At 44.3% G+C, this 26,328-nt stretch carries 41 protein-coding genes; 36 read left to right on the forward strand and 5 right to left on the reverse strand.

All coding sequences use genetic code 11. The annotated features are described in order from the left end of the window. The first annotated feature begins 9 nt into the window (after nucleotides 1-9). The 28 genes from rplC (at nucleotide 10) to rplQ (ending at nucleotide 13,614) form a co-directional block, all read left to right on the forward strand. Nucleotides 10-639, forward strand: a complete 630-nt coding sequence (rplC, locus tag ACWQAU_RS10890; protein ID WP_003641252.1) for a 50S ribosomal protein L3 — start codon at nucleotides 10-12, stop codon at nucleotides 637-639. 18 nt (nucleotides 640-657) lie between these two features. Continuing rightward, complete coding sequence (rplD, locus tag ACWQAU_RS10895) at nucleotides 658-1,281, forward strand: 50S ribosomal protein L4 (RefSeq protein WP_003641253.1); 624 nt, start codon at nucleotides 658-660, stop codon at nucleotides 1,279-1,281. Further along, nucleotides 1,281-1,574, forward strand: a complete 294-nt coding sequence (gene rplW, locus ACWQAU_RS10900; protein ID WP_003641254.1) for a 50S ribosomal protein L23 — start codon at nucleotides 1,281-1,283, stop codon at nucleotides 1,572-1,574. The genes rplD and rplW overlap by 1 nt, the downstream gene beginning before the upstream one ends. A gap of 23 nt (nucleotides 1,575-1,597) precedes the next feature. Continuing rightward, on the forward strand, nucleotides 1,598-2,437 hold the full coding sequence (gene rplB / locus ACWQAU_RS10905; RefSeq protein WP_003641255.1) for a 50S ribosomal protein L2: 840 nt from the start codon (nucleotides 1,598-1,600) through the stop codon (nucleotides 2,435-2,437). A 42-nt stretch (nucleotides 2,438-2,479) separates the two neighbouring features. Further along, complete coding sequence (gene rpsS / locus ACWQAU_RS10910) at nucleotides 2,480-2,755, forward strand: 30S ribosomal protein S19 (protein ID WP_003638064.1); 276 nt, start codon at nucleotides 2,480-2,482, stop codon at nucleotides 2,753-2,755. Nucleotides 2,756-2,775: 20 nt separating this feature from the next. Then, complete coding sequence (gene rplV, locus ACWQAU_RS10915; RefSeq protein ID WP_003638065.1) at nucleotides 2,776-3,123, forward strand: 50S ribosomal protein L22; 348 nt, start codon at nucleotides 2,776-2,778, stop codon at nucleotides 3,121-3,123. A gap of 12 nt (nucleotides 3,124-3,135) precedes the next feature. After that, the gene (rpsC, locus tag ACWQAU_RS10920; protein ID WP_003638066.1) at nucleotides 3,136-3,789 is read left to right on the forward strand and encodes a 30S ribosomal protein S3; all 654 of its coding nucleotides are present in this window, start codon (nucleotides 3,136-3,138) and stop codon (nucleotides 3,787-3,789) included. Nucleotides 3,790-3,791: 2 nt separating this feature from the next. Further along, the gene (gene rplP, locus ACWQAU_RS10925; protein WP_003641256.1) at nucleotides 3,792-4,226 is read left to right on the forward strand and encodes a 50S ribosomal protein L16; all 435 of its coding nucleotides are present in this window, start codon (nucleotides 3,792-3,794) and stop codon (nucleotides 4,224-4,226) included. Then, nucleotides 4,216-4,410: a 50S ribosomal protein L29 gene (rpmC, locus tag ACWQAU_RS10930; protein ID WP_003638068.1), complete on the forward strand. Its 195-nt coding sequence runs from the start codon at nucleotides 4,216-4,218 to the stop codon at nucleotides 4,408-4,410. The genes rplP and rpmC overlap by 11 nt, the downstream gene beginning before the upstream one ends. Before the next feature lie 22 nt (nucleotides 4,411-4,432). Then, entirely contained in the window at nucleotides 4,433-4,702 is a 270-nt protein-coding gene (rpsQ, locus tag ACWQAU_RS10935) for a 30S ribosomal protein S17 (RefSeq protein WP_003638069.1), read from the forward strand. Nucleotides 4,703-4,744: 42 nt separating this feature from the next. Beyond that, nucleotides 4,745-5,113, forward strand: a complete 369-nt coding sequence (gene rplN, locus ACWQAU_RS10940; RefSeq protein ID WP_003641257.1) for a 50S ribosomal protein L14 — start codon at nucleotides 4,745-4,747, stop codon at nucleotides 5,111-5,113. Nucleotides 5,114-5,146: 33 nt separating this feature from the next. Beyond that, a complete protein-coding gene (gene rplX, locus ACWQAU_RS10945; RefSeq protein ID WP_003641258.1) occupies nucleotides 5,147-5,458 on the forward strand; it encodes a 50S ribosomal protein L24 in 312 nt (103 codons plus the stop codon). A gap of 28 nt (nucleotides 5,459-5,486) precedes the next feature. Then, complete coding sequence (gene rplE / locus ACWQAU_RS10950) at nucleotides 5,487-6,029, forward strand: 50S ribosomal protein L5 (RefSeq protein ID WP_003638072.1); 543 nt, start codon at nucleotides 5,487-5,489, stop codon at nucleotides 6,027-6,029. A gap of 20 nt (nucleotides 6,030-6,049) precedes the next feature. Further along, a complete protein-coding gene (locus tag ACWQAU_RS10955; protein WP_003638073.1) occupies nucleotides 6,050-6,235 on the forward strand; it encodes a type Z 30S ribosomal protein S14 in 186 nt (61 codons plus the stop codon). Between the two features lie 33 nt (nucleotides 6,236-6,268). Further along, a complete protein-coding gene (gene rpsH, locus ACWQAU_RS10960) occupies nucleotides 6,269-6,664 on the forward strand; it encodes a 30S ribosomal protein S8 (protein ID WP_003638074.1) in 396 nt (131 codons plus the stop codon). Nucleotides 6,665-6,693: 29 nt separating this feature from the next. Beyond that, nucleotides 6,694-7,230, forward strand: coding sequence for a 50S ribosomal protein L6 (rplF, locus tag ACWQAU_RS10965; protein ID WP_003641259.1), 537 nt, complete (start codon nucleotides 6,694-6,696; stop codon nucleotides 7,228-7,230). A 34-nt stretch (nucleotides 7,231-7,264) separates the two neighbouring features. After that, nucleotides 7,265-7,630 (forward strand): 50S ribosomal protein L18, encoded by a 366-nt coding sequence (gene rplR / locus ACWQAU_RS10970; RefSeq protein WP_033607797.1) that lies wholly within the window; start codon nucleotides 7,265-7,267, stop codon nucleotides 7,628-7,630. A gap of 20 nt (nucleotides 7,631-7,650) precedes the next feature. Further along, nucleotides 7,651-8,151, forward strand: coding sequence for a 30S ribosomal protein S5 (gene rpsE, locus ACWQAU_RS10975; RefSeq protein ID WP_003638077.1), 501 nt, complete (start codon nucleotides 7,651-7,653; stop codon nucleotides 8,149-8,151). A gap of 14 nt (nucleotides 8,152-8,165) precedes the next feature. Then, nucleotides 8,166-8,348, forward strand: coding sequence for a 50S ribosomal protein L30 (rpmD, locus tag ACWQAU_RS10980; RefSeq protein ID WP_003641261.1), 183 nt, complete (start codon nucleotides 8,166-8,168; stop codon nucleotides 8,346-8,348). Nucleotides 8,349-8,379: 31 nt separating this feature from the next. Further along, nucleotides 8,380-8,811 (forward strand): 50S ribosomal protein L15, encoded by a 432-nt coding sequence (rplO, locus tag ACWQAU_RS10985; RefSeq protein WP_003638079.1) that lies wholly within the window; start codon nucleotides 8,380-8,382, stop codon nucleotides 8,809-8,811. Nucleotide 8,812: 1 nt separating this feature from the next. Then, the gene (secY, locus tag ACWQAU_RS10990; RefSeq protein ID WP_003644092.1) at nucleotides 8,813-10,108 is read left to right on the forward strand and encodes a preprotein translocase subunit SecY; all 1,296 of its coding nucleotides are present in this window, start codon (nucleotides 8,813-8,815) and stop codon (nucleotides 10,106-10,108) included. Nucleotides 10,109-10,171: 63 nt separating this feature from the next. Further along, a complete protein-coding gene (locus tag ACWQAU_RS10995; protein WP_003644093.1) occupies nucleotides 10,172-10,822 on the forward strand; it encodes an adenylate kinase in 651 nt (216 codons plus the stop codon). A gap of 174 nt (nucleotides 10,823-10,996) precedes the next feature. After that, on the forward strand, nucleotides 10,997-11,215 hold the full coding sequence (infA, locus tag ACWQAU_RS11000) for a translation initiation factor IF-1 (protein ID WP_003638082.1): 219 nt from the start codon (nucleotides 10,997-10,999) through the stop codon (nucleotides 11,213-11,215). Between the two features lie 36 nt (nucleotides 11,216-11,251). Next, nucleotides 11,252-11,371, forward strand: a complete 120-nt coding sequence (gene rpmJ, locus ACWQAU_RS11005) for a 50S ribosomal protein L36 (RefSeq protein WP_003638083.1) — start codon at nucleotides 11,252-11,254, stop codon at nucleotides 11,369-11,371. A 27-nt stretch (nucleotides 11,372-11,398) separates the two neighbouring features. Next, nucleotides 11,399-11,764 (forward strand): 30S ribosomal protein S13, encoded by a 366-nt coding sequence (rpsM, locus tag ACWQAU_RS11010; RefSeq protein ID WP_003641265.1) that lies wholly within the window; start codon nucleotides 11,399-11,401, stop codon nucleotides 11,762-11,764. A 24-nt stretch (nucleotides 11,765-11,788) separates the two neighbouring features. Next, complete coding sequence (gene rpsK / locus ACWQAU_RS11015; RefSeq protein WP_003641266.1) at nucleotides 11,789-12,178, forward strand: 30S ribosomal protein S11; 390 nt, start codon at nucleotides 11,789-11,791, stop codon at nucleotides 12,176-12,178. Nucleotides 12,179-12,264: 86 nt separating this feature from the next. After that, complete coding sequence (locus tag ACWQAU_RS11020) at nucleotides 12,265-13,209, forward strand: DNA-directed RNA polymerase subunit alpha (protein WP_003641267.1); 945 nt, start codon at nucleotides 12,265-12,267, stop codon at nucleotides 13,207-13,209. Nucleotides 13,210-13,230: 21 nt separating this feature from the next. Next, the gene (gene rplQ / locus ACWQAU_RS11025) at nucleotides 13,231-13,614 is read left to right on the forward strand and encodes a 50S ribosomal protein L17 (RefSeq protein ID WP_003641268.1); all 384 of its coding nucleotides are present in this window, start codon (nucleotides 13,231-13,233) and stop codon (nucleotides 13,612-13,614) included. A 403-nt stretch (nucleotides 13,615-14,017) separates the two neighbouring features. On the opposite strand, the gene ACWQAU_RS11030 is transcribed toward rplQ, so the two are convergent. The 4 genes from ACWQAU_RS11030 to ACWQAU_RS11045 form a co-directional block, all read right to left on the reverse strand. After that, entirely contained in the window at nucleotides 14,018-15,010 is a 993-nt protein-coding gene (locus tag ACWQAU_RS11030) for a polyprenyl synthetase family protein (RefSeq protein ID WP_003641269.1), read from the reverse strand. 5 nt (nucleotides 15,011-15,015) lie between these two features. Beyond that, nucleotides 15,016-15,585 (reverse strand): Gx transporter family protein, encoded by a 570-nt coding sequence (locus ACWQAU_RS11035; RefSeq protein WP_003641270.1) that lies wholly within the window; start codon nucleotides 15,583-15,585, stop codon nucleotides 15,016-15,018. Between the two features lie 3 nt (nucleotides 15,586-15,588). After that, complete coding sequence (locus ACWQAU_RS11040; RefSeq protein ID WP_003641271.1) at nucleotides 15,589-16,080, reverse strand: NusG domain II-containing protein; 492 nt, start codon at nucleotides 16,078-16,080, stop codon at nucleotides 15,589-15,591. Between the two features lie 94 nt (nucleotides 16,081-16,174). Beyond that, nucleotides 16,175-18,085 carry an NAD(P)/FAD-dependent oxidoreductase gene (locus ACWQAU_RS11045; RefSeq protein WP_003644094.1) on the reverse strand — a complete coding sequence of 637 codons (1,911 nt, stop codon included), beginning with the start codon at nucleotides 18,083-18,085 and terminating at the stop codon, nucleotides 16,175-16,177. A gap of 282 nt (nucleotides 18,086-18,367) precedes the next feature. Here ACWQAU_RS11045 and pplA point away from each other — a divergent pair, with 282 nt between their 5' ends. The 8 genes from pplA to rpsI all read left to right on the forward strand — a co-directional run bounded on the left by pplA (nucleotide 18,368) and on the right by rpsI (nucleotide 25,138). Next, on the forward strand, nucleotides 18,368-19,294 hold the full coding sequence (gene pplA, locus ACWQAU_RS11050) for an extracellular electron transfer flavoprotein PplA (RefSeq protein WP_003641273.1): 927 nt from the start codon (nucleotides 18,368-18,370) through the stop codon (nucleotides 19,292-19,294). A 339-nt stretch (nucleotides 19,295-19,633) separates the two neighbouring features. Then, complete coding sequence (locus tag ACWQAU_RS11055; protein ID WP_003644095.1) at nucleotides 19,634-20,746, forward strand: FAD:protein FMN transferase; 1,113 nt, start codon at nucleotides 19,634-19,636, stop codon at nucleotides 20,744-20,746. Nucleotides 20,747-20,831: 85 nt separating this feature from the next. Further along, nucleotides 20,832-21,674: an energy-coupling factor ABC transporter ATP-binding protein gene (locus tag ACWQAU_RS11060; protein WP_027821308.1), complete on the forward strand. Its 843-nt coding sequence runs from the start codon at nucleotides 20,832-20,834 to the stop codon at nucleotides 21,672-21,674. Next, nucleotides 21,650-22,537 (forward strand): energy-coupling factor ABC transporter ATP-binding protein, encoded by an 888-nt coding sequence (locus ACWQAU_RS11065; protein ID WP_013355337.1) that lies wholly within the window; start codon nucleotides 21,650-21,652, stop codon nucleotides 22,535-22,537. Before ACWQAU_RS11060 ends, ACWQAU_RS11065 begins: the two co-directional genes overlap by 25 nt. Next, a complete protein-coding gene (locus tag ACWQAU_RS11070) occupies nucleotides 22,527-23,327 on the forward strand; it encodes an energy-coupling factor transporter transmembrane component T family protein (RefSeq protein ID WP_013355338.1) in 801 nt (266 codons plus the stop codon). The genes ACWQAU_RS11065 and ACWQAU_RS11070 overlap by 11 nt, the downstream gene beginning before the upstream one ends. A gap of 64 nt (nucleotides 23,328-23,391) precedes the next feature. Then, nucleotides 23,392-24,180, forward strand: a complete 789-nt coding sequence (truA, locus tag ACWQAU_RS11075; protein WP_003644097.1) for a tRNA pseudouridine(38-40) synthase TruA — start codon at nucleotides 23,392-23,394, stop codon at nucleotides 24,178-24,180. A 108-nt stretch (nucleotides 24,181-24,288) separates the two neighbouring features. Further along, a complete protein-coding gene (rplM, locus tag ACWQAU_RS11080) occupies nucleotides 24,289-24,732 on the forward strand; it encodes a 50S ribosomal protein L13 (protein WP_003638098.1) in 444 nt (147 codons plus the stop codon). 13 nt (nucleotides 24,733-24,745) lie between these two features. Continuing rightward, complete coding sequence (gene rpsI, locus ACWQAU_RS11085) at nucleotides 24,746-25,138, forward strand: 30S ribosomal protein S9 (RefSeq protein WP_003638099.1); 393 nt, start codon at nucleotides 24,746-24,748, stop codon at nucleotides 25,136-25,138. 297 nt (nucleotides 25,139-25,435) lie between these two features. Here the strand turns inward: rpsI and ACWQAU_RS11090 are convergent, their stop codons facing one another. Then, entirely contained in the window at nucleotides 25,436-26,305 is an 870-nt protein-coding gene (locus ACWQAU_RS11090) for a DegV family protein (protein ID WP_013355339.1), read from the reverse strand. Nucleotides 26,306-26,328: the final 23 nt, after the last annotated feature.

A 26,328-nucleotide genomic window follows, 5' to 3' on the forward strand; every position in this document is an offset into this window, starting at 1 on the left:
GGTGTACTCATGACCACTAAAGGAATCTTAGGGAAAAAGGTAGGAATGACGCAAGTCTTCACTGAAAGCGGCGAATTAGTTCCCGTTACAGTTGTTGAAGTTCAACCTAACGTTGTGTTGCAAGTTAAGACCGTTGAAAATGACGGTTACGAAGCAATCCAATTAGGTGTTGACGACAAACGCGAAGTCTTGACGAACAAACCTGCTCAAGGTCATGCAGCAAAAGCAAAAACGACTCCTAAGCGCTTCATTCGTGAAATTCGTAATGTTGAGCTTGGAGATTACACAGTAGGTGACGAAGTCAAAGCGGATATTTTCGCAGCTGGCGACGCCGTTGACGTTACGGGTATCACTAAAGGTCATGGTTACCAAGGTAATATCCATAAGGACGGCCAAAGTCGTGGACCAATGGCTCACGGTTCTCGTTACCATCGTCGTCCTGGTTCAATGGGTGCCATCATCAACCGGGTATTCAAAGGTAAGAAATTACCAGGCCGGATGGGTAATCACCAACGTACGATGCAAAACTTACAAATCGTTCGTGCCGACGTTGAAAACAACGTTTTATTAATTAAAGGGAATGTCCCTGGCGCCAACAAGTCATTTGTAACAGTTAAAACATCTGTTAAGAGTAAATAAGGAAGGAGGACATAATACATGACTAGCGTAGCATTATTTAAACAAGACGGTACGCAAAATGGTGACGTTACTTTGAACGACGCTGTGTTTGGTGTTGAACCAAACGAAAACGTGGTTTTTGATGCCATCTTGATGCAACGTGCATCAATGCGTCAAGGAACTCACGCAGTTAAGAACCGTAGTGCTCGTCGCGGTGGTGGTCGTAAACCATGGCGTCAAAAGGGTACTGGTCGTGCGCGTCAAGGTTCTATCCGTTCACCACAATGGCGTAAAGGTGGGATTGTCTTCGGACCAACCCCTCGTTCATACAGTTACAAATTACCTAAGAAGGTTATGCGCTTAGCTTTGAAGTCTGTCCTTTCACAAAAGGTCTTAGACAACAGCTTAGTTGCAGTTGATAGCTTAGCTTTCGACGCACCAAAGACTAAGGATTTTGTAAATGTATTAAACAACCTCAACGTCGATACCAAGACTCTTGTTTTGGTTGAAGAGGACAATGAAAAGGCTGCTTTGGCAGGTCGTAACTTACCAAATGTTAAGATCCTTAAAGCCAAAGGTGTTAACGTCTTAGATGTCGCTAATAGTGACAAATTAGTCGTTACCCAAAAAGCCCTCGATCAATTAGAGGAGGCGCTCGCATAATGGAAGCACGCGATGTAATTTTACGTCCTGTAGTTACTGAATCATCAATGGCTGACTTGGACGACAAGCGCTACACATTTGATGTCAACGTACAGGCAACGAAAACCCAAGTTAAAAAAGCAATCGAAGAAATCTTCGATGTTAAAGTCGTTAAAGTGAACGTTATGAACGTTAAAGGAAAACTTAAGCGCCAAGGTCGTTACGCCGGCTACACTAAGAAGCGTCGTAAGGCTATTGTTACCTTAAGTTCTGATTCTAACGAAATCAAGTTGTTCAACGACGATCAACAATAAATCTAATTTAGGAGGTAACTCTAGTGGGTATTAAGAAGTATAAACCAACCACTAACGGCCGTCGTAATATGACTGCTTCAGATTTCTCTGAAATCACTAAGACGAAGCCTGAAAAGTCATTATTAGACTCACAAAGTCACACTGCCGGTCGTAACAGTTATGGTCACATTACTGTTCGTCATCGTGGCGGCGGTCATAAGCAACAATACCGTTTGGTTGACTTTAAGCGGATTAAGGATGAAGTTCCAGCAACCGTTAAGGCAATCGAATATGATCCTAACCGGACAGCTAACATTGCATTATTAGTTTACGCTGACGGTGTGAAATCATATATCTTAGCACCAAAAGGTTTGGAAGTTGGTATGCAAGTTCAATCAGGTGCCGAAGCCGACATCAAGGTTGGTAACGCATTACCATTAACTAACATCCCTGTTGGTACTGTTATTCACAACATTGAATTGAAGCCAGGTAAGGGTGGCCAATTAGCTCGCTCTGCTGGTACTTCAGCACAATTACTGGGTAAGGAAGGCAAGTACGCAATTGTTCGTTTGTCTTCTGGTGAAGTTCGTTTAGTATTATTAACTAGCCGTGCTACTATTGGTACTGTTGGTAATGAACAACACGAATTAATCAACTCAGGTAAAGCCGGTCGTACACGTTGGCAAGGTAAGCGCCCAACTGTTCGTGGTTCTGTAATGAACCCTAACGATCACCCTCATGGTGGTGGTGAAGGTAAAGCACCAATCGGTCATCCATCTCCAATGTCTCCATGGGGTAAGAAGACGCTTGGTAAGAAGACTCGGAACAAGAAGGCTCGTTCAAACAAGCTTATCGTTCGTGGTCGCCGTCCAGGCAAACACTAATAAAATTTGAATTTACTGTAGTTATCGAGAGGAGGTCACACGATGGGTCGTAGTTTAAAGAAGGGACCTTTCGCAGATGCGCATTTATTAAAGAAAATCGATGCACAATCTGATTCTGACAAGAAATCTGTCATCAAGACGTGGTCACGTCGTTCAACAATTTTCCCAAGTTTCATCGGGTACACAATCGCTGTTTATGATGGTCGCAAGCATGTCCCAGTTTACATCCAAGACGACATGGTCGGTCATAAGTTAGGTGAATTTGTACCAACACGGACGTTCCATGGTCATGGAACTGACGATAAGAAAACGAAGTAATAGTTAGGAGGATATAAAGAATGGCTGAACAAGTAACATCTGCACGTGCAACTGCAAAAACTGTTCGTATTGCCGCTCGTAAGGTCCGCCTAGTTGTCGATCTTATCAGAGGTAAAAGTGTTGCCGAAGCCTTAGCAATCTTGAAGTTCACTCCACGGGGTGCTTCTCCAGTAGTAGAAAAAGTTTTACTTTCTGCTGTTGCTAACGCTGAAAATAACTTTGACTTAGATCGCGAAGATTTGGTCGTAAGCGAAGCTTTTGTTAACGAAGGACCAACCTTAAAACGGTTCCGTCCACGGGCAAAGGGTTCTGCTTCACCAATCAACAAGCGGACTAGCCACATTACGATCACAGTTACTGAAAAATAGGAGGGATAACGCGTGGGTCAAAAAGTAAATCCAACCGGATTACGTGTAGGAATCATTCGCGACTGGGAAGCAAAATGGTACGCTGAAAAAGATTTTGCTGCCTACTTGAACGAAGATTTACGCATCCGTAAGTATATCGAACAACGACTTGCCGACGCTTCCGTCTCCACCGTTGAAATCGAACGCGCTGCAAACCGCGTAAACATTTCAATCCATACCGCAAAACCAGGGATGGTTATTGGTAAGGGTGGTTCTGAAGTTGAAGCTCTTCGTAAAGAATTAAACAATTTAACTGGTAAGCGAGTACACATCAACATCATCGAAATCAAGAAGCCTGATTTAGATGCTAAATTAGTTGGTGAAAGTATTGCGCGTCAATTGGAAGGCCGGGTTGCTTTCCGTCGTGCGATGCGTGGTGCTATGCAACGTACAATGCGTTCCGGTGCTAAGGGTATTAAGACACAAGTTGCTGGCCGTTTAAACGGTGCCGACATGTCTCGTGTTGAAGCATACTCAGATGGTACGGTTCCATTGCATACGCTTCGTGCTGACATCGACTATTCATGGGTCGAAGCACGGACGACTTACGGTAAATTAGGTGTTAAGACCTGGATCTACCGTGGCGAAATCTTGCCAGAAAAGAAATCTGCTAAAGGAGGAAACTAAACATGCTGGTACCTAAACGGGTTAAGTATCGTCGTGTTCATCGTGGTAAAATGCGCGGTGAAGCTAAAGGCGGTAAAACAGTTGCTTTTGGTGATTACGGTTTACAAACCCTCGAATCACACTGGATCAGCAACCGGCAGATTGAAGCTGCCCGTGTTGCTATGAACCGTTACATGAAGCGTGGCGGTAAGGTATGGATTAAGATTTTCCCTCACAAGTCCTACACTGAAAAAGGTGTCGGTGTCCGGATGGGTAATGGGAAAGGTACTCCTGCAGGTTGGGTAGCACCAGTTAAACGTAACAAGATTATGTTTGAAGTTGCTGGTGTTCCAGAAGAAGTTGCACGCGAAGCTTTACGCTTGGCTGGAACTAAATTACCTGTTAAAACTAAGATTGTTAAGCGTGAGGAAGTAGGTGGCGAATCAGATGAAGGCTAAGGAAATTAAAGCATTGTCCACTACTGAAATGCTCGAAAAAGAAAAGTCTTACAAAGACGAACTTTTCAACTTGCGTTTTCAATTGGCCACTGGTCAGCTTGAAAACACCGCTCGTTTAAAACAAGTTCGTAAGAACATTGCGCGTATTAAAACTGCGTTGCGTGAACAAGAGTTAAACAAGTAGAGTATAAAGGAGGCAATCACGAATGAGTGAAGATACTCGTAATAGCCGTAAGGTTATCCAAGGACGCGTTGTTTCTGACAAGATGGACAAAACCATTGTTGTTATTGTCGAAACTTACAAGAACCATCCGGTATACGGCAAACGTGTTCGTTATTCAAAGAAATTCAAGGCTCATGATGAAAAGAATGAAGCCAAAACTGGCGATATCGTCAAGATCATGGAAACTCGTCCTCTATCAGCTACTAAGCGTTTCCGCTTAATTGAAGTTGTTCAAAAAGCTGTTATTATCTAGATTATTAGCTGAATAAAATTACATGAAGGGAGGACACTTACTGTGATCCAACAAGAAAGTCGTTTAAAAGTTGCTGACAACTCCGGTGCCCGTGAAATCCTTACTATTAAGGTATTAGGTGGCTCTGGTCGTAAAACTGCTAACATTGGTGATGTCATTGTTGCTACGGTTAAACAAGCAACACCCGGTGGTGTTGTCAAAGCTCATGATGTCGTTAAAGCTGTGATCGTCCGGACTAAGTCTGGTGTTCACCGTGCTGACGGTTCATACATCAAGTTTGATGAAAATGCTGCAGTTATTATTCGTGATGACAAGACTCCACAAGGTACTCGTATCTTTGGACCTGTCGCTCGTGAATTACGTGATAAGGACTTCATGCGTATTGTTTCATTAGCGCCAGAAGTACTCTAGTCACACACCGTAAATAAGGAGGTGCGCAACCTAATGTTGATTAAAACTGGTGATAAAGTTCGAGTAATCAGCGGTAAGGATCGTGGTCAAGAAGGTACTGTTAAAAAGGTTATCTCTGCCAAGAACCGGATCGTTGTTGAAGGTGTTAACAAGATCAAGAAACACCAAAAACCAACGAACGTTAACCCACAAGGCGGTATCGTGGACATCGAAGCACCAATCGATGCTTCTAACGTTATGTACCTTGACCCATCAACCAACGAACCTACACGTTTAGGTGTTCGTCGTGAAGATGGCAAGCGTGTCCGTTACGCTAAAAAGTCTGGTAAAGACTTAGAAAACTAAGACTGACTGAAAGGAGGAAGCAAGTTTCATGGAAAACCGTTTAAAAGCTCAATATGAAAAAGAAATCGTTCCAGCATTAGTTGACAAGTTCAATTACACTTCAGTAATGCAAGTGCCTAAGCTGGCTAAGATCGTTTTGAACATGGGTGTTGGTGATGCAGTTACCAACGCTAAAAACTTAGACGAAGCAGTTGAAGAATTAACTTTGATCTCCGGTCAAAAACCATTGGTTACCCGGGCAAAGAAATCTATCGCTGGTTTCCGTCTTCGTGAAGGTATGGCAATTGGTGCCAAGGTTGACTTACGTGGCGAACGTATGTATGACTTCTTGGACAAGTTGATCAATGTTTCATTACCACGTGTTCGTGACTTCCATGGTGTAAGTACTCGTTCATTTGATGGTCGCGGTAACTACACATTGGGTGTCCGTGAACAATTGATCTTCCCAGAAATCAACTATGATAATGTTAACCGTGTTCGCGGTTTAGACATTGTAATCGTTACGACAGCTGATAGTGATGAAGAATCACGTGAGTTGTTAACTCAATTTGGCATGCCATTTGCTAAATAACCGAAGGGGGTTAATCGAAGTTGGCTAAAAAATCACAAATTGCTAAACAAAAGCGCGGTGCTAAGTTTAACGTACAAAACTACACCCGTTGTGAACGTTGTGGTCGTCCACATTCAGTTTACCGTAAATTCCACTTGTGCCGTATCTGCTTACGCGACCTGGCCCACAAAGGTCAAATCCCTGGTATGAAAAAGGCCAGCTGGTAAAAACAAACCCAAGTTAAAGGAGGTTAAACTTTCATGATGACTGATCCAATCGCAGATTTCTTGACTCGTATCCGTAACGCTAACATGGTACGCCACGATTCACTAGAAGTTCCTGCATCAAAAATCAAACGCAACATTGCTGAAATTTTAAAGAATGAAGGTTTTGTTCGCGACGTTGAATACATCGATGATGACAAACAGGGCATCATCCGCGTCTTCTTGAAGTATGGTAAGGACAACGAACGTGTAATCAGTGGTTTGAAGCGTATTTCAAAGCCAGGTTTACGTTCATACGTCAAGGCTGATGCTGTTCCTAAGGTTTTAAACGGTTTAGGGATTGCTATCATCTCAACTTCAGAAGGTGTCATTACTGATAAAGAAGCTCGCGCCAAGAAGCTTGGCGGCGAAGTATTAGCTTACGTTTGGTAATCATTAATTAAGACGGGAGGTGCAAGTAAGTGAGTCGTATTGGTTATAAAGTAATTGAACTACCTGCTGGGGTAGAAGTATCACAAGCTGGTGAAGTCGTTACGGTTAAGGGTCCTAAGGGTACTTTAACGCGGAACATCGCCAGTGATATTACGATGACGGTTGAAGGCAACGAAGTTAAATTCACTCGTCCATCTGATGACTACAAGATGAAGGCATTACACGGTACTACCCGTGCAAATGTTAACAACATGGTTGAAGGGGTTACTAAAGGCTTTACTAAGAACCTTCAATTGGTCGGTGTTGGTTACCGTGCCCAATTGCAAGGCAAGAAGTTAGTATTAAGCGTTGGTTACTCACACCCTGTTGAATTCGCAACGCCTGAAAACTTGACTGTTGAAGTTCCTGATAACACGCATATCAATATTTCTGGTATTGGTAAGCAAGCTGTTGGTGACTTTGCTGCCGAAGTTCGGGCCGTTCGTTCACCTGAACCTTACAAAGGTAAAGGGATTCGTTACGTCGATGAATATGTTCGTCGTAAGGAAGGTAAGACTGGTAAATAATGCAGCGTAAAGCTGTCCATACTAATATATAGAGGTGACTATTGTGATTTCCAAACCAGATAAAAACAAAACACGTCAACGTCGTCACGCACGTGTTCGCGGTAAGATTTCTGGGACTGCTGAGCGCCCACGCTTAAATGTTTATCGTTCAAACAAAAACATCTACGCTCAAGTTATTGATGATGTAGAGGGTGTAACGCTCGCAAGTGCCTCAACTTTAGATAGCGAAGTTAAAGGTAACAACAAGACTGAAAAGGCTGCATCTGTCGGTCAAGTTGTTGCTAAGCGCGCTGCTGAAAAGAAAATCGTTGACGTCGTTTTCGATCGTGGCGGTTACTTATATCATGGTCGGGTTCAAGCTTTGGCTGAAGCCGCTCGTGAAAACGGACTTAAATTCTAACAAAGGAGGAATAATACCATATGACTTTCATTGATCCATCAAAATTAGATCTTGACGATAATGTTGTTGCCATTAACCGGATTACCAAAGTTGTTAAAGGTGGTCGTCGCCTACGTTTTGCTGCATTAGTAATCGTTGGGGACCACAAGGGACACGTTGGTTTCGGTACTGGTAAGGCTCAAGAAGTTCCAGAAGCAATTCGGAAAGCTTCCGAAGCTGCTAAAAAGAACTTGATCACTGTACCAATGGTTGGTACCACCATTCCTCATGAAGCACTTGGTGTTTACGGTGGTGGCCGCATCATGCTTAAGCCAGCCGTTGAAGGTTCTGGTGTTGCCGCTGGTGGCGCCGTTCGTGCCGTCATGGAATTAGCCGGTGTGGATGATGTTACTAGTAAACGATTAGGCTCAAACACCCCCGTTAACGTTGTTCGTGCAACGTTCGAAGGCTTAAAGAGCTTAAAGACTGCTGAACAAGTCGCTGCTTTACGTGGCGTTTCAGCCGAACATTTAGCTGAATAGGGAGGACAAACAACATGGCTCAATTAAAGATCACTTTAGTACGCAGTGCTGCTCACCGTCTTCCTAAGCAACGTAAAATCGTTAAGGAATTAGGTTTGGGTCGGATTAATAGTTCCGTTGTTAAACCTGATGACGCAGCAACTCGCGGTCAAATTTTCCACATCGCACACTTAGTCGATGTCGAAATCATCAAGTAATTCAAATTTTCAAAGAGGAGGTGCCTACTAAATGAAGTTACATGAATTAACACCTAGTGAAGGTTCACGTTTTTCACGTCGTCGAATTGGTCGTGGTGACTCAAGTGGCCAAGGTAAGACTTCTGGTCGTGGCCAAAAAGGTCAAAAGGCGCGTGGTAAAGTTCGTGTCGGTTTCGAAGGTGGCCAAATGCCATTGTACCGTCGGATTCCTAAACGTGGATTTACTAACATTAACCGTAAAGAATATGCGGTTGTTAACCTTGACGGCTTAAACCGTTTTGATGATGGTGCCGAAGTTACACCAGAATCATTAAAGGAAGCTGGCTTAGTTAAGAAGAGTTCTGCTGTTAAAGTTCTTGGTAATGGTAAACTCAACAAAAAGTTAACAGTTAAGGCAAGCAAGTTCTCTGCAACGGCGGTTGCAGCCATTGAAGCTGCTGGCGGTAAAACTGAGGTGATCTAATTTGCTGACTACCATGAAGAACGCTCTCAAAGTTAAGGATATTCGGAATAAACTTCTGTTCACGTTGGGCGTTTTGATTGTATTTCGTCTTGGCTCTTATATCACAGTTCCTGGAGTTAATGCACAGGCACTTCAGTCGGTGGCATCTTCAGGGCTGATAAGTATGTTGAATACATTCAGTGGTGGCGGTTTAACAAATTATTCCATCCTTGCTATGGGGGTATCCCCTTACATTACTGCACAAATCATCGTTCAATTGTTACAAATGGACATTGTTCCTAAGTTTGTTGAATGGGGCAAACAAGGTGAAGTTGGTCGACGCAAGCTTAATCAAGCGACCCGTTGGTTAACGATCGTCTTGGCCTTTGTTCAGTCGATTGGGATTACGGCTGGTTTTAACTCTTTGAGTCAACTCAAGCTCGTTAACAATCCAAGTATTTCGACTTACCTGACCATTGGGGTGATCCTCACTGGTGGGGCAATGTTGACGACTTGGATGGGTGACATGATTACGGATCGAGGAATCGGTAATGGGGTTTCCATTATTATCTTCGCCGGGATCATTGCCCGTATGCCAACATCGATTTATCAAATTTATCAAGAACAGTTCGTTAATGTTTCACAGAGCGACTGGTGGAAGAGTGGCTTGTTTGTTGTTGGGTTAGCCTTGCTTGTGCTGATCATCGTTATGTTTGTAACGTGGGTCGAACAAGCTAATGACCGAATTCCAATTCAATACACTCGTCGTGCAGCTGGTGCACCTGACAGTAGTTACCTACCATTAAAGGTGAACGTTGCCGGGGTTATTCCTGTTATTTTCGCGAGTTCCTTCATTGCAACGCCCCAAACGATTTTGCTAGGGTTCCAATCCAGTCATGGTGACGAAACCTGGTATACCGTTTTGAGTAATATCTTCAATATGCAGTCGACGACTGGTGCTATTCTTTACACCATTCTGATCGTGCTCTTCACGTTCTTCTATGCGTTTGTTCAGGTCAATCCTGAAAAGCTCTCTAAGAACTTACAAAAGCAAGGCAGCTATATTCCTGGTGTTTGGCCAGGTAAGGATACTCAAGATTGGGTTTCAAAATTGTTAATGCGACTAAGTACGGTCGGTGCCCTCTACCTTGGGTTGATTTCCTTGATTCCATTATTAGCTTCTGATATTTGGGGTCTCGATGAATCAATCGGTTTAGGTGGGACGAGTTTACTAATCGTTGTTGGGGTTGCCCTTGAAACAATTCGTCAAATTAAAGGATTGATGATGAAACGTGACTATGTCGGTTTCATTCGTTAATCAGCGAATGTGTTGGGGAGACTCAACACATTTGTGCATTCAGGAGGAAAAAACATGTCAACAATGAACCTGATTTTAATGGGATTACCGGGTGCCGGTAAGGGTACTCAAGCACAGAAGATTCTTGAAGATTTTGATATTCCACATATCTCGACCGGAGATATCTTCCGTGCAGCCATTAAGAACGAAACGAAGATGGGCTTGGAAGCCAAGAAGTATATTGATGCAGGTAACTTAGTACCAGACGAAGTCACTAACGGCATCGTCCGTGATCGGTTAGCTGAAGCGGATACTAAAAATGGTTTCCTATTAGATGGTTACCCACGTAACATCGATCAAGCTCATGCTTTGAAACAAATCGGTGAAGAACTCAATAAGCCACTTGATGGGGTCATCAACATTCATGTTGAACCCGCAGTACTTGTTGAACGACTTTCCGGTCGGTTTATCTGCCGGACTTGCGGTGCAACTTACCATAAGTTGTACAACAAGCCTAAGGTAGAAGGAACCTGTGATGTGTGTGGCGGTCATGATTTCTATCAACGTGATGATGACAAGCCAGCAACCGTTAAGAATCGGTTAGACGTGAACATTAAGTTGAACACGCCATTAATTGATTATTACGGTCAAGAAAAGTTACTCTACAATGTCGACGGTGATCGCGACATTGATGATGTCTACAAAGATATCAAGAAAATTCTTGATAACCTGTAAACCAGGTTCCTTCAGCAGCGACGTTTGCTTTTCAAAGGTCGTTGTGATAAAATTATTCAGGTTTAGCCGTTGACTGATTTAATATTTTTTTAATGTTATGATTAGACAATGACTGGTTCAGTAATGGACCAAATACGTGGTAGCACGGAATCTGATAATAAGGAGGGACAGTACTTGGCAAAGGAAGACGTCATCGAAATTCAAGGAACCATTAAAGAAACGTTGCCGAACGCAATGTTTAAGGTTGAACTTGAAAACGGCGCTGAAATCTTGGCACACGTATCAGGTAAGATCCGGATGCATTACATTCGAATTCTGCCTGGTGACAAGGTTACAGTTGAAATGTCACCTTATGATTTAACTAAGGGCCGGATTACCTACCGTTTCAAGTAGGCTCGGTCTACGTACCTTATAGGAGGTAAAAAACTCATGAAAGTAAGACCATCTGTAAAGCCAATGTGCGAACACTGCAAAGTTATTCGTCGTAAAGGCCGCGTGATGATTATCTGCTCTGCTAATCCAAAGCATAAGCAACGCCAAGGTAAATAATTTAATTAAGTTGGAGGTGAAATATTAATGGCTCGTATTGAAGGGATTGACTTACCACGTGACAAGCGTATTGTCATTGGTTTGACTTATATCTACGGTATCGGTAACACTTCTGCACAGAAGATCCTTGCTGAAGCCGGTGTTTCAGAAGACGTTCGTGTACGTGATTTAACTCCTGACCAGGAAGACAAAATCCGTGCCGTTGTCGATGGCTACAAAACTGAAGGTGACTTACGTCGTGAAGTCAGCTTAAACATCAAGTTATTGCAAGAAATCGGTTCATACCGTGGCATGCGTCATCGTCGTGGTTTACCAGTTCGTGGTCAACACACGAAGAACAATGCTCGTACTCGTAAGGGTAAAAAGGTCAGCATCGCTGGACGTAAAAAATAATAATAAAGGAGGTTTTCGAATTTTATGGCAACTAGAAAGACAACCCGTCGTCGTCGGGTAAAGAAGAACATTGAATCTGGTGTGGCTCACATCCATTCAACGTTCAACAACACACTTGTTATGATCACTGATATGCAAGGGAACGCCATTGCATGGTCATCAGCTGGTTCATTAGGTTTCAAAGGTAGTCGTAAGTCAACACCTTTTGCTGCTCAAATGGCTGCAGAAGCTGCTGCTAAGGCATCAATGGAACATGGTATGAAAACTGTTGAAGTCGCTGTTAAGGGTCCTGGTTCAGGCCGTGAAGCCGCTATCCGTGCTTTACAAGCTACTGGTTTGGAAGTTAGCGCAATTCGCGATGTTACGCCAGTGCCTCACAATGGTTCTCGTCCTCCAAAGCGTCGTCGTGTTTAATCTGTGACGTTCATTTTGAGGGCAAACTTCATTTTGTACGCACAACTACTAAACACCACGCGTTTTGAAAGGGGTAAAAGATAAGAATGATTGAATTTGAAAAACCTAACATTCATAAAATTGATGAAAACGACAACTATGGTAAGTTTGTTGTAGAACCGCTTGAACGCGGTTATGGTACAACTTTAGGGAATTCACTTCGTCGGATTCTTCTTTCTTCTTTACCTGGCGCTGCTGTTACTAGTATTCAAATTGATGGTGTTCTTCATGAATTTTCAACGATTGAGGGCGTAACGGAAGACGTTACAGCAATTATCTTGAATGTTAAGAAGATTGCACTTAAGTTGGAATCAGACGAAACCAAGACGTTGGAAATCGACGTTAAGGGTCCTGCTAACGTTACTGCCGGTGATATCATTGGCGATGCGGACGTAGAAGTCTTGAATCCAGACTTACCAATTTGTACCGTAGCAGACGGGGCACACTTCCATATGCGTATGACCGCAAATACTGGTCGTGGTTATGTTTCCGCTGAGGATAACAAACATCGTGAAGATGACATGCCAATTGGCGTTTTAGCTGTTGATTCATTGTATTCTCCAATCGAACGTGTCAACTACCAAGTTGAAAACACGCGGGTTGGTCAACGTGATGATTTCGATAAGTTAACCTTAGACGTTTGGACAAATGGTTCAATCACTCCAAGTGAAGCCATTAGTCTATCAGCCAAAATCCTGACTGATCACCTTTCAATCTTCGTAAATCTCACTGATGAAGCTAAAAACACTGATGTGATGGTCGAGAAGGAAGAAACGCATAAGGAAAAGATGTTAGAAATGACGATTGAAGAGTTAGATCTCTCCGTCCGTTCATACAATTGCTTGAAGCGTGCTGGCATCAACACGGTCCAAGAATTAACTAACAAAACTGAAGCTGATATGATGAAGGTTCGCAACCTTGGACGCAAGTCACTCGAGGAAGTTAAGGCAAAATTAGCTGACCTTGGGTTATCATTACGCAAAGAAGACTAATACAAGGGAGGATATCCGTTCATGAGTTACCGTAAATTACAACGTACAAGTTCACAACGTCGTGCCTTATTACGCGATTTGACAACGTCATTGATCGTTAACGGCAAGATCGAGACGACCGAAGCCCGTGCTAAGGAAGTTCGTTCAACTGCTGACAAAATGATCTCTTTGGCCAAGAAGGGTGATTTAAGCGCCCGTCGGAAGGCTGCCGCATTCATGCGGGACGTCGTTGCCGATGTTAAGGAAGATGGCGACAACGTGGCTGTACAAACTGCATTGCAAAAGCTATTTAGTGACTTAGGTCCTCAATATGCTGACCGCAATGGTGGTTACACACGAATTTACAAGACTATGCCTCGTCGTGGCGACGGTGCACAAATGGTTGTCTTGGAACTCGTTGACTAGTTAAGATTGTTTTACGGATCACTGGGACTGATGATTGACGGGCGTTATGATGGTGGCTACTGGCAAAATAGTAGCTAAGTCTAGTTCGGAAGTTATTTATGGTTAGACATAGATGGCATATCGCAGTTCTAAGTGATTTTTTTTGGTGCTAGTTACGAGCAACCGCTGATTTAGGGATTGATTCCCTAAATCAGCGGTTTTTTGTTGGAATGGATAGGTGTTTTTAATACTCGTGATGACAACGGTTTGTTATTTGCAGATTATGACCTGTTGAATCGGGAAAGTGGATATAGTGGTCTCAGGTACTGACTGTGAAGATGAAGCACATGGGCGTTTAGCTGTGTCTGGGCGACAAAAAAGGTATCAAACAGGATGTTTGATACCTTAGTCGATTGATTACTAGTTAATTATGCCGGTCCAACAGCCGTTTGGTTAGACTAATCAGATCCGTCTTCGCAGGCTGGTCTGGAAGTTTACGCATGATTGCCAGCGCGTCTTGAGTGTACTTGGTAGCGAGTTCTTGGGCTTGCACCACACCGCCGGCATTGATGACAAGTCGTTGTACTTCCTGGCGCTGAGTGTCCGAAATTGCCCCCTGTAATCGCATCAGCGGCAATAAATCGTGCTTAGCTTCTGTCTGTAAGGCAAAGATCAACGGCGAGGTGTAGACACCTTCAGCAACGTCTTCGAGGATGGGTTTGCCCGTTTCCTGACTGACTTCTTGATAGTCTAAAATATCGTCAAGAATTTGGAAGGCCATCCCAATTGCGAGACCTGCTTTACGAGCGCGCTGGGCGAAATGACTACTTTGACCAGATTCATAAGCACCTAGAAAACAACTCAGTGCGAATAATTCGGCGGTCTTACCTTGAATTTGTTGCAAGTATTCTGCCATGGTAATGTCAAGGTGGTAGTGGCGGTCCTTTTGTTGGACCTCGCCCACTAGAATCTTTTCCATGTTCTCAGAGTTCATCTGGATGCTTTTGAAACTGCTTGAATAGTGCGCTAGAATCTTGAATACCACAACGAATAGGTAGTCGCCCGCATACACAGCAGTATCTTTACCAAAACGTTCTTGAATCGTGACATGGTGCCGACGTAGTGCAGCATCGTCAACAATGTCATCATGGATCAGCGTAGCGGTATGGAGCGTTTCTAATGACGCCGCTAAGGCCACCATCCGTTGCCGATCAGTTGTTGTAAATTGTGAGAATAGGAGGCAGTATGCCGGGCGTAAGAGCTTACCACCACCATGAATCATTTCTAAAATCGCGTCATTGATGTCGGCATCTTGAATATTGATGTTCGCCGTCATCAGCTGCATCACTTGTTGCAGCTCCGGTTGTAGTGCCGGGTAATCACGCCAAATTGGGTGTAATTGTGTTGCCGATTGCATAAGGGTTACTCCTTTGTTTGATCTGGATGGTGTTCTCGATTGAATTTGAGATAGCGTAAGATCGTGACGTGGGTGAACAAGTAGTTGGCGGCGATTCCGAGAGCACTTCCCGCTGCTAGTCCAATAATCGAAAGCACTGGCAAGTAGAGCATGACCGTCCACGTCTGTGCAATAAGACTCGCGACCAATAGCTGACCAACATTATGCATGACGCCGCCAGTTGCTGAAATCCCAATAATACTAACGCGTTTAGGCCCTAATTGTTTGACCAGCAGCATGGCAAACAGGCTGAGAAAGGCGCCCCCAAAACTATACAGAAAGGTTGATAAAGTGCCACCTAGGAGGGCCGTTAAAATCAAACGGAGCCAGGTTAGGGTTATCACGTCAGTTAATGATAATGTATAGATTGCAACAATGGTAATCAGATTGGCTAAACCAAGCTTGGCACCTGGGGCAAAGGCAAACGGGAATGGAATCATCCGTTCAAGGATGCCGATGATCACGCCTTGTGCAACCAGTAACGCGATATAAATATTACGATGAGTTTTGTTTGATCGTTCAAATGAATTATTCATATTCTACTCCGTAACTAAACCATTACCGCCAGATTTGACTTGACCGTTGCTGGCCTTAATTTCAACCAAGAGTTTGTGGGGCAAACAAACAATCGTTTGACCAGGTTTATGAATCCAGCCTCGGCGGACACATACTTGGTCAGAACAGTTGGCTTTCGTAATCGCAACGCGCTTAGGTTTAAAGGTGATCGTGTTGTAGTGCCCATGGTTATCGCGATAGGTGAAGTGCTTAGTCGTTTTCAGATTCGTAATATTGACACGCTTCAAGACGGTCCCATTATGTGAGACCACGGCGTTATACGTGGTTTCACTGCTCGTGGCCTTTCGCTTAGCCACTAGTGCCGCATGTTCAGCTTGTTGTTTTTGCTGGTATGAAAAAATCGCTAGTGGGGTGAACGATAAAATAATTAGCGCAACAATAATAATAATATCAAACGGCTTGATCATATCCCCATAACGTTTGAATGTCCGGATCATTGTCCGTAATTTACGCATCGTTAACCCTCCAATTCAATGAAATAAAAAATGGTTCAAGGGGGAAAAACAACCCTTGAACCATCGGGAAAGGATTTAATTAATTATAACGCATCTAGCGGGTTTTAACACCGTCGTAATGAGAACGAACGTTGCCGTACCACCAGTGTCCAAGGTGTTTTTGCATCCACGGAACGACCCAGTAGTCTAACCCAAATGTCCGTCCGGAACCGTTCATTAAGGCGAGGGCAACAAAGATCATCCAAATGTTGACCCAGTAGAACATGCCAGATAAGCAGAAGACGACAACTAAGCCAATGGTGACTGCGTTAGCAAACCAAGTAAAGAGTCCGAAGAAAATACATAATGCAATGACGATTTCAACACAAGTCATGAATTTCTGGAAGAAGAGGGCCATTTGCATGTTCGGAATGAAGACCTTGGTAATTGATTCGAACCAATGTGGCATTTTGTCAAAGACCATCAGGGGTTCTTTACCGTACATGTATGAAAGACTGAAGACACCCTTAGCGGCTTTAACGGTTGACGTGGCAGCTTCAGAAGCACCACTGGTTGCAGCGGCTTTAGTTGCTTGAGAGGCACCACTGGTTGCGGCCACGGTAATCCATTCGAATGGTAACCGTAACTTGTCAGTGAACCAGGATTCAGATCCCTGAACTTTAGTCCAGCAGTCCCATAACCACATGGCACCATAGAAGAACCGCAGTGGCACACTCCAGAGTACGTTACCAGCCCGTGAGACCCAACCGCGGAAGACGTTACGGTTATTACGAGTCCGGAAGAATTCGTGCATGAAGTACTGGAATAGGTAGTAACCTGAGAAAATCTGAACGTAGTACATCCAGTTGATGGCGTGTTTTAAAAGCACGGCAATAAAACCAGAGACGTTCCACTTCTCTAAAACTTGTGCAACGGCATATTTGGAACCAATTGAGTCGACGGATGCTTGATAAGCGCCCTTAAATGGCTTGATCGTAACGTCAGTCTGGTCAACGTTCTTAATAATACCTTCGACGGCCTTAGCTGCGGTTTCTTCAGCCCCTTGAACGATTTGTGGGACTGGCCGTGGTTGGTCAGGTTCTTGGTAGCTGGTTGAATCACCGGCTAAGAAGATATTGTTACAATCCTTAGCTTGCATGAATTCATTGGCCATCAAGCGACCACCGCGGGGGTTAGTTTCAATGCCGAACTTTTTAACGATACTATTAGCACGAACACCGGCTGTCCAGATTAACGTGTAGGTTGGAATTGGATCCTTGCCTTTTAAGTTAACATGGTCTTCACAGACTTCGGTAATCATGGAGTTCGTCATGATTTTGACACCATGTTTTTCCATGTACTTAGCGGCCTTACCGGCTTGCGTCCGGTTGAGCATGTTAATAATAGTCGGCGCTGCTTCGACCAATTGGAGCGTGATTTCACTTGGATCGAGCTTGTTGTCTCGAGCCAAAACATCACGATATTCGATTAATTCACCAATCAGTTCAGAACCAGTAAAACCAGAACCACAGACTGTAAAGGTCAACATGGCTTTGCGCTTAGCAGGGTCGAGCTCCGCCGCCCCCCGCCGAATAATTGCAGATAAGTGAGCGCGCAATGCCATCGCTTGTTCGAAGGACCACAATTCGAAGCCGTGTTCCTTAACACCGGGAGTCCCAAAGTCATTGGATTCCCCACCCAAACTAATTAAAAGTTGATCATATTGATAACTTCCGTGTTCGGTAGTAACTGTTTGTGCCTTTTTGTCGATGCCCGTCACGGTATCGGTCACGAGACGAACGTTTTTTCGCCGTGCGAACAACCGTTGCAAATCATATTGGATATGCTCAGGTTCCACCCGTTCGGTAGCAACTTCATGTAATTCAGTCATATACGTGAAGTATGAATGCCGGTCAATCAACGTAATCTCGACGTCTGCATTTTTTTTGAAATGCTTAGACAGTTTCTTGGTTGCGTAAACACCAGCAAACCCCGCACCGACAACGACAATATTTTTCTTTGCCATTGCGTAACAACTCCCTTGAATAATAGTGTAAAAAGATAATTCCACTAATAATTATAACGATAATGTAAGCGGTTGTCTATGGATTATGGGAAAGAATGCATAAACTATCACATTATCTAAGCCGCGAAAATAGTGGCATCGAGGTTTGAACGGAAAACGTTGTCAATACCGCTATTATTAGGCTAAAATATCATTTTTTTAATGGAATGGGATTGACTATTACCAGTTTAAACGTTAAGATTAATGTGAATTTTCATACAAAAAGGTTAGGAGTGGGATATCATGAAATTCAAATCAGTTATTACGGGTGCTTCAGTTGTTGCAATTTCAGCTTTAGCTTTAGCAGGTTGTGGCAGCAGTTCTTCAAGTTCTAGCTCGAGTTCATCCAAGAAGAGTTCATCTTCAAGTTCATCAGCTAAGACAACTAAGGTTGCTAAATTAACTGCTGGCAGCAAAATGAAAGCGGGTACTTATAACCTTGAAGAAGAAAATTATTCACATGGTTATCGGACCAAGATGAGTATCACAGTTAATAACAACGGTAAAATCACTAAGTCCAGTTATGACCAAGTGAACAAGAACGGCAAGTCCAAAGTTGATGATACTTCATATAACAAACAAATGAAGAAGATCGCTGGGACTAACCCCAAGACTTACATGCCTAAGTTAAACAAGACGCTGACGGGCTCTGCCGCTACTGGTAACGTGGGCTCCATTGATGTTGTGACTGGTGCGACTGAATCATCAAAGACCTTCCAAAACTACACACAACAATTAGTTCAAGCTGCCCAAGCGGGTAACAAGTCGACCATTAAGATTGACAATGGTGCCAAGATGAAAGATGGTACCTACAAGTTGAACGAAAAGAACTACTCACACGGTTACAAAGTTACTTTCGCAATCACGGTCAAGGATAATAAGATTACGAAGTCTGAATATAACCAAGTGAACAAGAATGGCAAGTCCAAAGTTGACGATGCAGCTTACAACAAGCAAATGAAGAAGGTTGCTAAGACTAACCCTAAGACTTATCAACCAGCTTTGAACAAGTCATTAGTTAAGAGTAGTGATCCAACTAAGGTTGACGTTGTCACGGGTGCCACTGAATCCTCTAACACCTTTATTATGTACGCGGAACAATTACAAAACGCGGCACAAAAGGGTGACACCAACACGATTACTGTTGACAACATGATTTTCTCTGAATAAGCAATTTAATTATTAGATTCTTTTGAGGCCTGAGGCGCATGCTGAGGGCCTTTTGTTTTTAATTGAGCAACCACAAAAGTTTGTCACTCAGTTGGGCACGACTTTGAGCAAGCTAAATCCATACATGGATATTGGTTTAAAAAATAATAGTGGCGGTGAATGTTAAGTGCAAAATGGCTGTGGTAGTACAAACCCGACCGTCGAGTTGTACCGTTTGCTGTAGGTGCGCTGATGTCAGACTAGCGTAGAAAAGCTTGGATGACGCGCAAACAGTCTCACCGGATGAATCAAGACTTTGGTATAATGACAATTGAAATTAAAAATAGGGGAAGTATTGGAATGAAGCTAAAAAAATGGGTTCGAATTGGATTAATTGTTGCAATGATCGTGCCATTGACGGCGTGTGGGACGAGTACGAGTCGCAAAAATGCTGCTAGTAGCCGACCCAAACCAACTAAGGTCGTCAAGACGCCGATCGAGGATACCCAGTTCATGATGGGCACAGTTGTCACGTTGCGGATTTATAATAAGGGTAAGGATAACGTGTTAGCTGGGGCGTTTAAGCTGTTGAAAACGGAAGCTAAGGAAATTACGGTCAATCAAAAAGGATCTGAAATTGACAAGATCAACGCCGCTGCCGGTAAAAAGCCAGTGGCTGTCAGCAAGGATATCTACCCAATGATCAAAGCAGCTTACTATTATAGTAAGAATTCAGACGAATCCTTTGATTTAGCCATTGGCCCGATCACATCACTCTGGCATATTGGATTTTCTGATGCCAAGGTGCCCACTCAACAAGAAATTGACAAGAACGTTAAGCTGGTAGACTACAAAAAAGTTAAATTAAATGACAAGAAACGGACCGTTTATCTAGAAGAAAAGGGAATGCAACTAGACCTTGGTGGGATTGCCAAGGGTTACATGACCGATCAAGTGAAGACGTACTTATTAAATCATGGGGTTTCAACGGCCATTATTGACCTCGGTGGTAATATTTATGTTCTGGGTGACAGCCCTAAAGGAACGAAGTCAGGTAACTGGACAGTCGGTATCCAAGATCCAAAAGCGTCACGGGGTACGGCCATTGGCTCACTACCTGCTAAGAATAAGTCAATCGTTACTTCTGGGATCTATGAACGCTATTTGAAGAAGAATGGTAAAGTTTACAGTCATTTGATGGACCCACAAACAGGGGCCCCTTATCAAAACAATTTGATGGGCGTTTCCATCATCTCGAAGAAGTCGGTGGATGGCGATGCACTATCGACGGCCACCTTTGACAAAGGCCTCAAAGGCGGGATGAAGTACATTAATGGTAAAGCGGATCAAGGTATTGGGGCCATTTTTATTACCAAGGATAAAAAAGTATACGTCTCCAATAACTTGAAGAAGCAGTTCACGCTGTTTGGCGATGCTGGTTACAAATACGGGCCAGCCACTGATTTAAAGTAAGATTGGACGTGAAGTTCAGTTACTACAAGTTCCGTCAGATATGTTATGATAATAACCATGAATTTTAAGGAAATGAGGGACAATGGTGAGTCCGATTATTGACGTTAAACATTTAGATTATCGTTACCCGCAACAAGCTACGGATCAGTTAACGTTACACGATATTTCATTTACGGTCATGCCGGGTGAATGGGTCGCCATTGTCGGCCATAACGGTTCTGGTAAGTCGACCTTGGCCAAGAATTTAAACGGACTGTTAGCACCAGCGGCCGGAACGATTACGGTTGATGGTCAAGTATTATCTGAAGAAACCGTTTGGGACATTCGGCGCAAAATTGGGATGGTTTTCCAAAACCCAGATAACCAATTCGTTGGGGCAACCGTTGCCGATGATGTTGCGTTTAGCCTTGAAAACCAGGGCGTGCCGCGTCCTGAGATGCTAACGCGGGTACAGGCGGCTCTAGAACAAGTCAACATGCAGGATTTTGCGACACGTGAACCGGCACGTTTGTCAGGTGGTCAAAAACAACGGGTGGCGCTGGCTGGTATGATAGCGGCGCGGCCTCAGATTTTGATTCTGGACGAAGCGACGTCAATGTTGGATCCCCGTGGTCGTCAGGAAGTATTGACGACGATTCGCGATATGAAGGCTAATTCAGCGTTAACGGTCTTGTCAATTACGCATGATATTGACGAAGCGGCCAGCGCTAATCGGGTCTTAGTGATCAATGACGGTGAGGTTAAGGAAGAGGGGACTCCAGCGGAAATTTTTCAGCATGGAGAAGCCTTAATTAAGATGGGATTGGACATGCCATATGCTGAGCGCTTAAAAGCAGCGCTAAAGCGGCAGGGTGTTCAAGTGCCCGCACAGTATTTAACAGAGAAAGGAATGGCGGACTGGTTATGGCAATTACGTTCAAACAAGTAGATTTTACTTACCAACCGGGTACGCCGTTCGAAACTAAGGCGTTAACTGATATTAACGTCACCATTCCCACCGGCTCTTATACGGCTTTGATTGGTCATACGGGGAGTGGTAAGTCTACACTTTTACAGCATTTGAACGCCTTACTCAAACCGACTAGTGGAACGGTCACGATTGGTGAACGGGTCATTACGCCAACGACGAGTAATAAGGATTTGAAACGATTGCGGCAACACGTGGGCATCGTCTTTCAGTTTCCAGAAAGTCAGTTGTTTGAAGAAACGGTGGCCAAAGACATTGCATTCGGGCCCCAGAATTTTGGGGCCAGCGAAGCGGATGCTTTGAAAACTGCGGCTGAAATGTTGGCTTTAGTTGGGTTAGACGAGTCGTTACTGACGCGGTCACCGTTTGACCTCTCTGGTGGACAGATGCGGCGAGTGGCCATTGCGGGGGTCCTTGCGATGCAGCCGCAAGTCCTAGTCTTGGATGAACCGACTGCCGGATTGGACCCTCAGGGCCGTTTAGATATGATGGAGATGTTTGCCCGTTTGCGCCATGAACGTGATTTGACCGTGGTACTAGTGACCCATCAGATGGATGATGTTGCCAATTACGCGGATAATATAATCGTGATGGATCGTGGACAAATCGTCAAAACGGGGACGCCTCGTGAGATCTTCAAAGATCCTGCGTGGCTGACTGCCCATCAATTGGGCTTACCGAAAACAACGGCCTTTGCACATACACTCCAAAAGCAAGGCTGGCAATTTGATGAGTGGCCGTTGACCGAGGACGAATTAGCAGCAGCCATCGTCCAACAGTTGCCACCGAACGCGATGGGGGAGGTGGCCGCTCATGATGAATAAATTGATCTTTGGTCGCTACATTCCGGGAGACTCCGTGGTTCACCATATGGACCCCCGGGCGAAACTGTTACTGAGTTTTTATTTTATTGGGATTATTTTTATTGCCAATAACTGGGCGACCTATGCCTTGCTATTTGCCTTGACATTGGCCGCTATTTACCTATCCGGTGTGAAATGGTCGTTCTTCATCAACGGCGTCAAACCGCTGATTTGGTTGATTTTATTCACCGTCATCCTGCAAGTGTTGTTTAGTGCAAGTGGCGGGCACGTTTACTTTCAATGGGGCATCATTACAATCAGCCAACTTGGATTGATCAACGGGGTCTATATTTTTTGCCGGTTCGTGTTGATTATTTTTATGTCAACGCTGTTAACTCTAACAACGCCGCCACTGGAATTGTCGGATGCCATCGAGTATATTTTGATGCCGCTCCGGGCGGTTCGTTTTCCAGTCTATGAAGTGGCGCTGATGTTGTCGATTGCCTTACGCTTTGTGCCAACGTTGATGGACGAAACGGAAAAAATTATGAATGCACAACGGGCCCGGGGGGTCGACTTTGGTGAGGGCAATATCTTTCAACAAATGCGTGCCGTGGTTCCGCTGCTGATTCCACTGTTTGTCAGCTCATTCAACCGGGCTGAGGATTTAGCAACGGCAATGGAAGCACGTGGCTATCAAGGCGGCGAGGGTCGCAGTAAGTACCGGATTCTTAAGTGGCACCAACGTGATACGTGGGCTACCGGATGCTTTGCGATCTTGACCGTTGCATTGATTTTCTTGCGTGCATAAATGAAGACTGATTAACGTGGGCGTCGCACTGATGGCGACCCACGTTTTTAACTGGAGGGATATTGTGACCACGCGGTATAAAGTAGTTTTAGCATATGACGGCACCAATTTTGCGGGTTTTCAACGCCAGCCACACCAGCGAACTGTCGAGCAGGTCGTCACTAAGGCGGTCAATAAGATGGCGAAAGATCCCGTTGAACCGATTGTGATCTACGGCGCGGGCCGAACAGATGCTGGTGTACATGCGTTTGGACAGACGTTGCATTTTGACTTGCCGTACGAAATTAATCCAGAAGGGGTTCGGCGCGGCCTGAACAGCATGTTACCGATGGATACAATCGTAAAGGCCGTTTCCATTGTGCCGAATGATTTTCACGCGCGTTATGATACGGTCGGTAAGCGGTACTGGTATCGGGCCTATCAAAATGAATTTGTAGATCCATTTAAACGGCACTATACGGGGCATTTTAAGTTCGCTGCGGATATTGACAGAATTCAGCAAGCCATCGGTGACTTAGAAGGACGGCACGATTTCTCGACCTTCGTTGCGTCCGGTTCACAAGCACATGACCATGTTCGTGAGATCTATTCAGCCAAAGCGTGGGCCTTGCCGGATGAACGCGAAATTCAGTTTGAATTTTGCGGTAGTGGTTTTTTATATAACCAGGTTCGAATCATGGTGGCTGTTTTGATGGAAATTGGTCAGGGCCGGCGCGCAGTTGACTGTATTCCAGCGTTACTAGCGGCTAAGGACCGTGAGCAAGCGCGGGGAACGGCTCCCGCGGCTGGACTTTATATGAAAAAAGTGTATTATGAACAAAATGAATTACAAGCTGATTTGATAAAGTATTGACTTCTGAGGCGAAATTAGGTAGACTAGTCGTTGGTATTGTTTGCCCCACGATAAGCCCCGGAAATCTTATTGAGTGTCAAACAAACACAGAAAATGGAGGAACACAACGTGCGTACAACATATATGGCTAAACCAGGTGAAATTGATCGTAAATGGTATGTAGTTGATGCAACCGATGTACCTTTGGGTCGTCTTTCAACTGTCGTCGCATCAATCTTGCGTGGTAAGAACAAACCTACCTTTACCCCTAACGTGGATACTGGTGATAACGTTATCGTTATTAATGCAAGCAAGGTCGCTTTAACTGGGAAGAAAGCAGAACGGAAGATTTATTATCATCATACTGCTTATGCTGGTGGTTTAAAGGAACGGACTGCCGGTGACTTCTTGGCAAAGGAACCTACTAAATTGATTGAAACTTCAGTTAAGGGTATGCTTCCTCACAACTCTTTAGGCCACAAGATGGGCTTGAAGTTGCATGTTTATGCTGGTGCAGAACATACGCAACAAGCACAAAAGCCTGAAGTTTTGGACATCACTAACTTAATCTAAGGAGGAAACTACATTGGCTCAAGTACAATATCGCGGCACAGGCCGTCGTAAAGATTCAGTAGCCCGCGTACGCTTAGTACCAGGTACTGGTAAAATTGTTATGAATGACAAATCTGTTGAAGATTACATTCCATTTGCAGATATTCGCAAGGAATTGTTACAACCATTCGAAGTAACTGAAACAACTGATCAATATGATGTTTTAGTTAACGTTAATGGTGGTGGCTTCCATGGTCAAGCCGGCGCAACTCGTCATGGGATCGCTCGGGCATTGCTCGAAGTTGACCCAGATTTCCGTACTCCTTTGAAGCGCGCGGGTCTCTTAACTCGTGATGCTCGTATGAAGGAACGTAAGAAGCCAGGTTTGAAGAAAGCCCGGAAAGCTTCACAATTCTCAAAACGTTAATATTATCCAAAAACGTTGTTTTATCAACATTTTCTGGCTATATGAGAAAGCACCTGTCTATGGACGGGTGCTTTTTTTGTTGTTTGAACAGAAAAAATAATACAAAACTAAAACATGGTAGGGCTCATGATATAAAATAGACCACTTTGTTAGCGTCCTGGCTGGCAGCACGTGTTCATGTCAGTACGACTTCCGGGGTGAGCGACTATGCAGTTAGCCCGCCTTGAAACAAGCTAAGCAAGTAACGCTCGGTTACTTAAAAATGGATTGGGCCATTGACGGCTCAATCCATTTTAATTACTGACGTTTAGTTTTACCAAAAGAGAAGACGGCAACGCAACCGAGGCCGGTATGGCTAGTGATAGTCGGCCCAATGTGTTCGAGCAAAATTTCAGCATCAGGAACCTTGGCTAAAATCTTTTCACGAACGGTTTGGGCGGCTTCCTGAGCGTCGCTAGTGGCAATGATAATGCGCGGCTTGGTCTGATCACGTAAATCAGCTAGTGTGTTGTTAACTAGTGTGGTCAGTGACCGGCGCCGTGAGCGCACCTTTTGTACTGGACGCAAGTGGCCGAGTGGGTCGACGTCCATGACTGGCTTGATCTGTAAGAGTGATCCAACCGTCGCGGAGGTCCGTGAGACCCGGCCGCCGTGATAAAGGTAATTTAAGTCATCAACGGTGAACCATTGGTGATAATAGAGGCGGTTTTCAGTCAGCCAATCCGCCAATTGGGCGATCGGCATACCAGCATCGCGCTTGTCAATGGCATCTAGTAGCATCAGGCCTTCACCGCAGCAGGCTGCTCGGGAATCCACGAGGTAGATCTCGGCATCTGGCTGGTCTTCTAAAAGCATGGTCTTGGCCTGTTGCGCATTATTGAAGGTCCCACTTAAGCCTGATGAAAAGCCGAGGTATAGGATTGGCGTATGTGCCTGAACGTACGGCTTGAAAAATTCAATAAACTGGCCGATATTAATCTGAGCGGTAGAAGGCATCACACCGTTACCAATCCGATGATAAAAGTCAGTCAAGTCAAAGTGGTGACCCAAATCGTCCGCGTATTCCTGGTCGTCAATCGTGACGTTCATTGAAACAAAATCGACATGCTTGTCCTTAAGTAGTTGATAAGGTAAATCAACGGTTGAATCTGTTAATAGCTGATACATAACTTTCTCCCTTAATTGTACTT

It is taken from the genome of Lactiplantibacillus sp. 3062 (genome assembly GCF_055413545.1).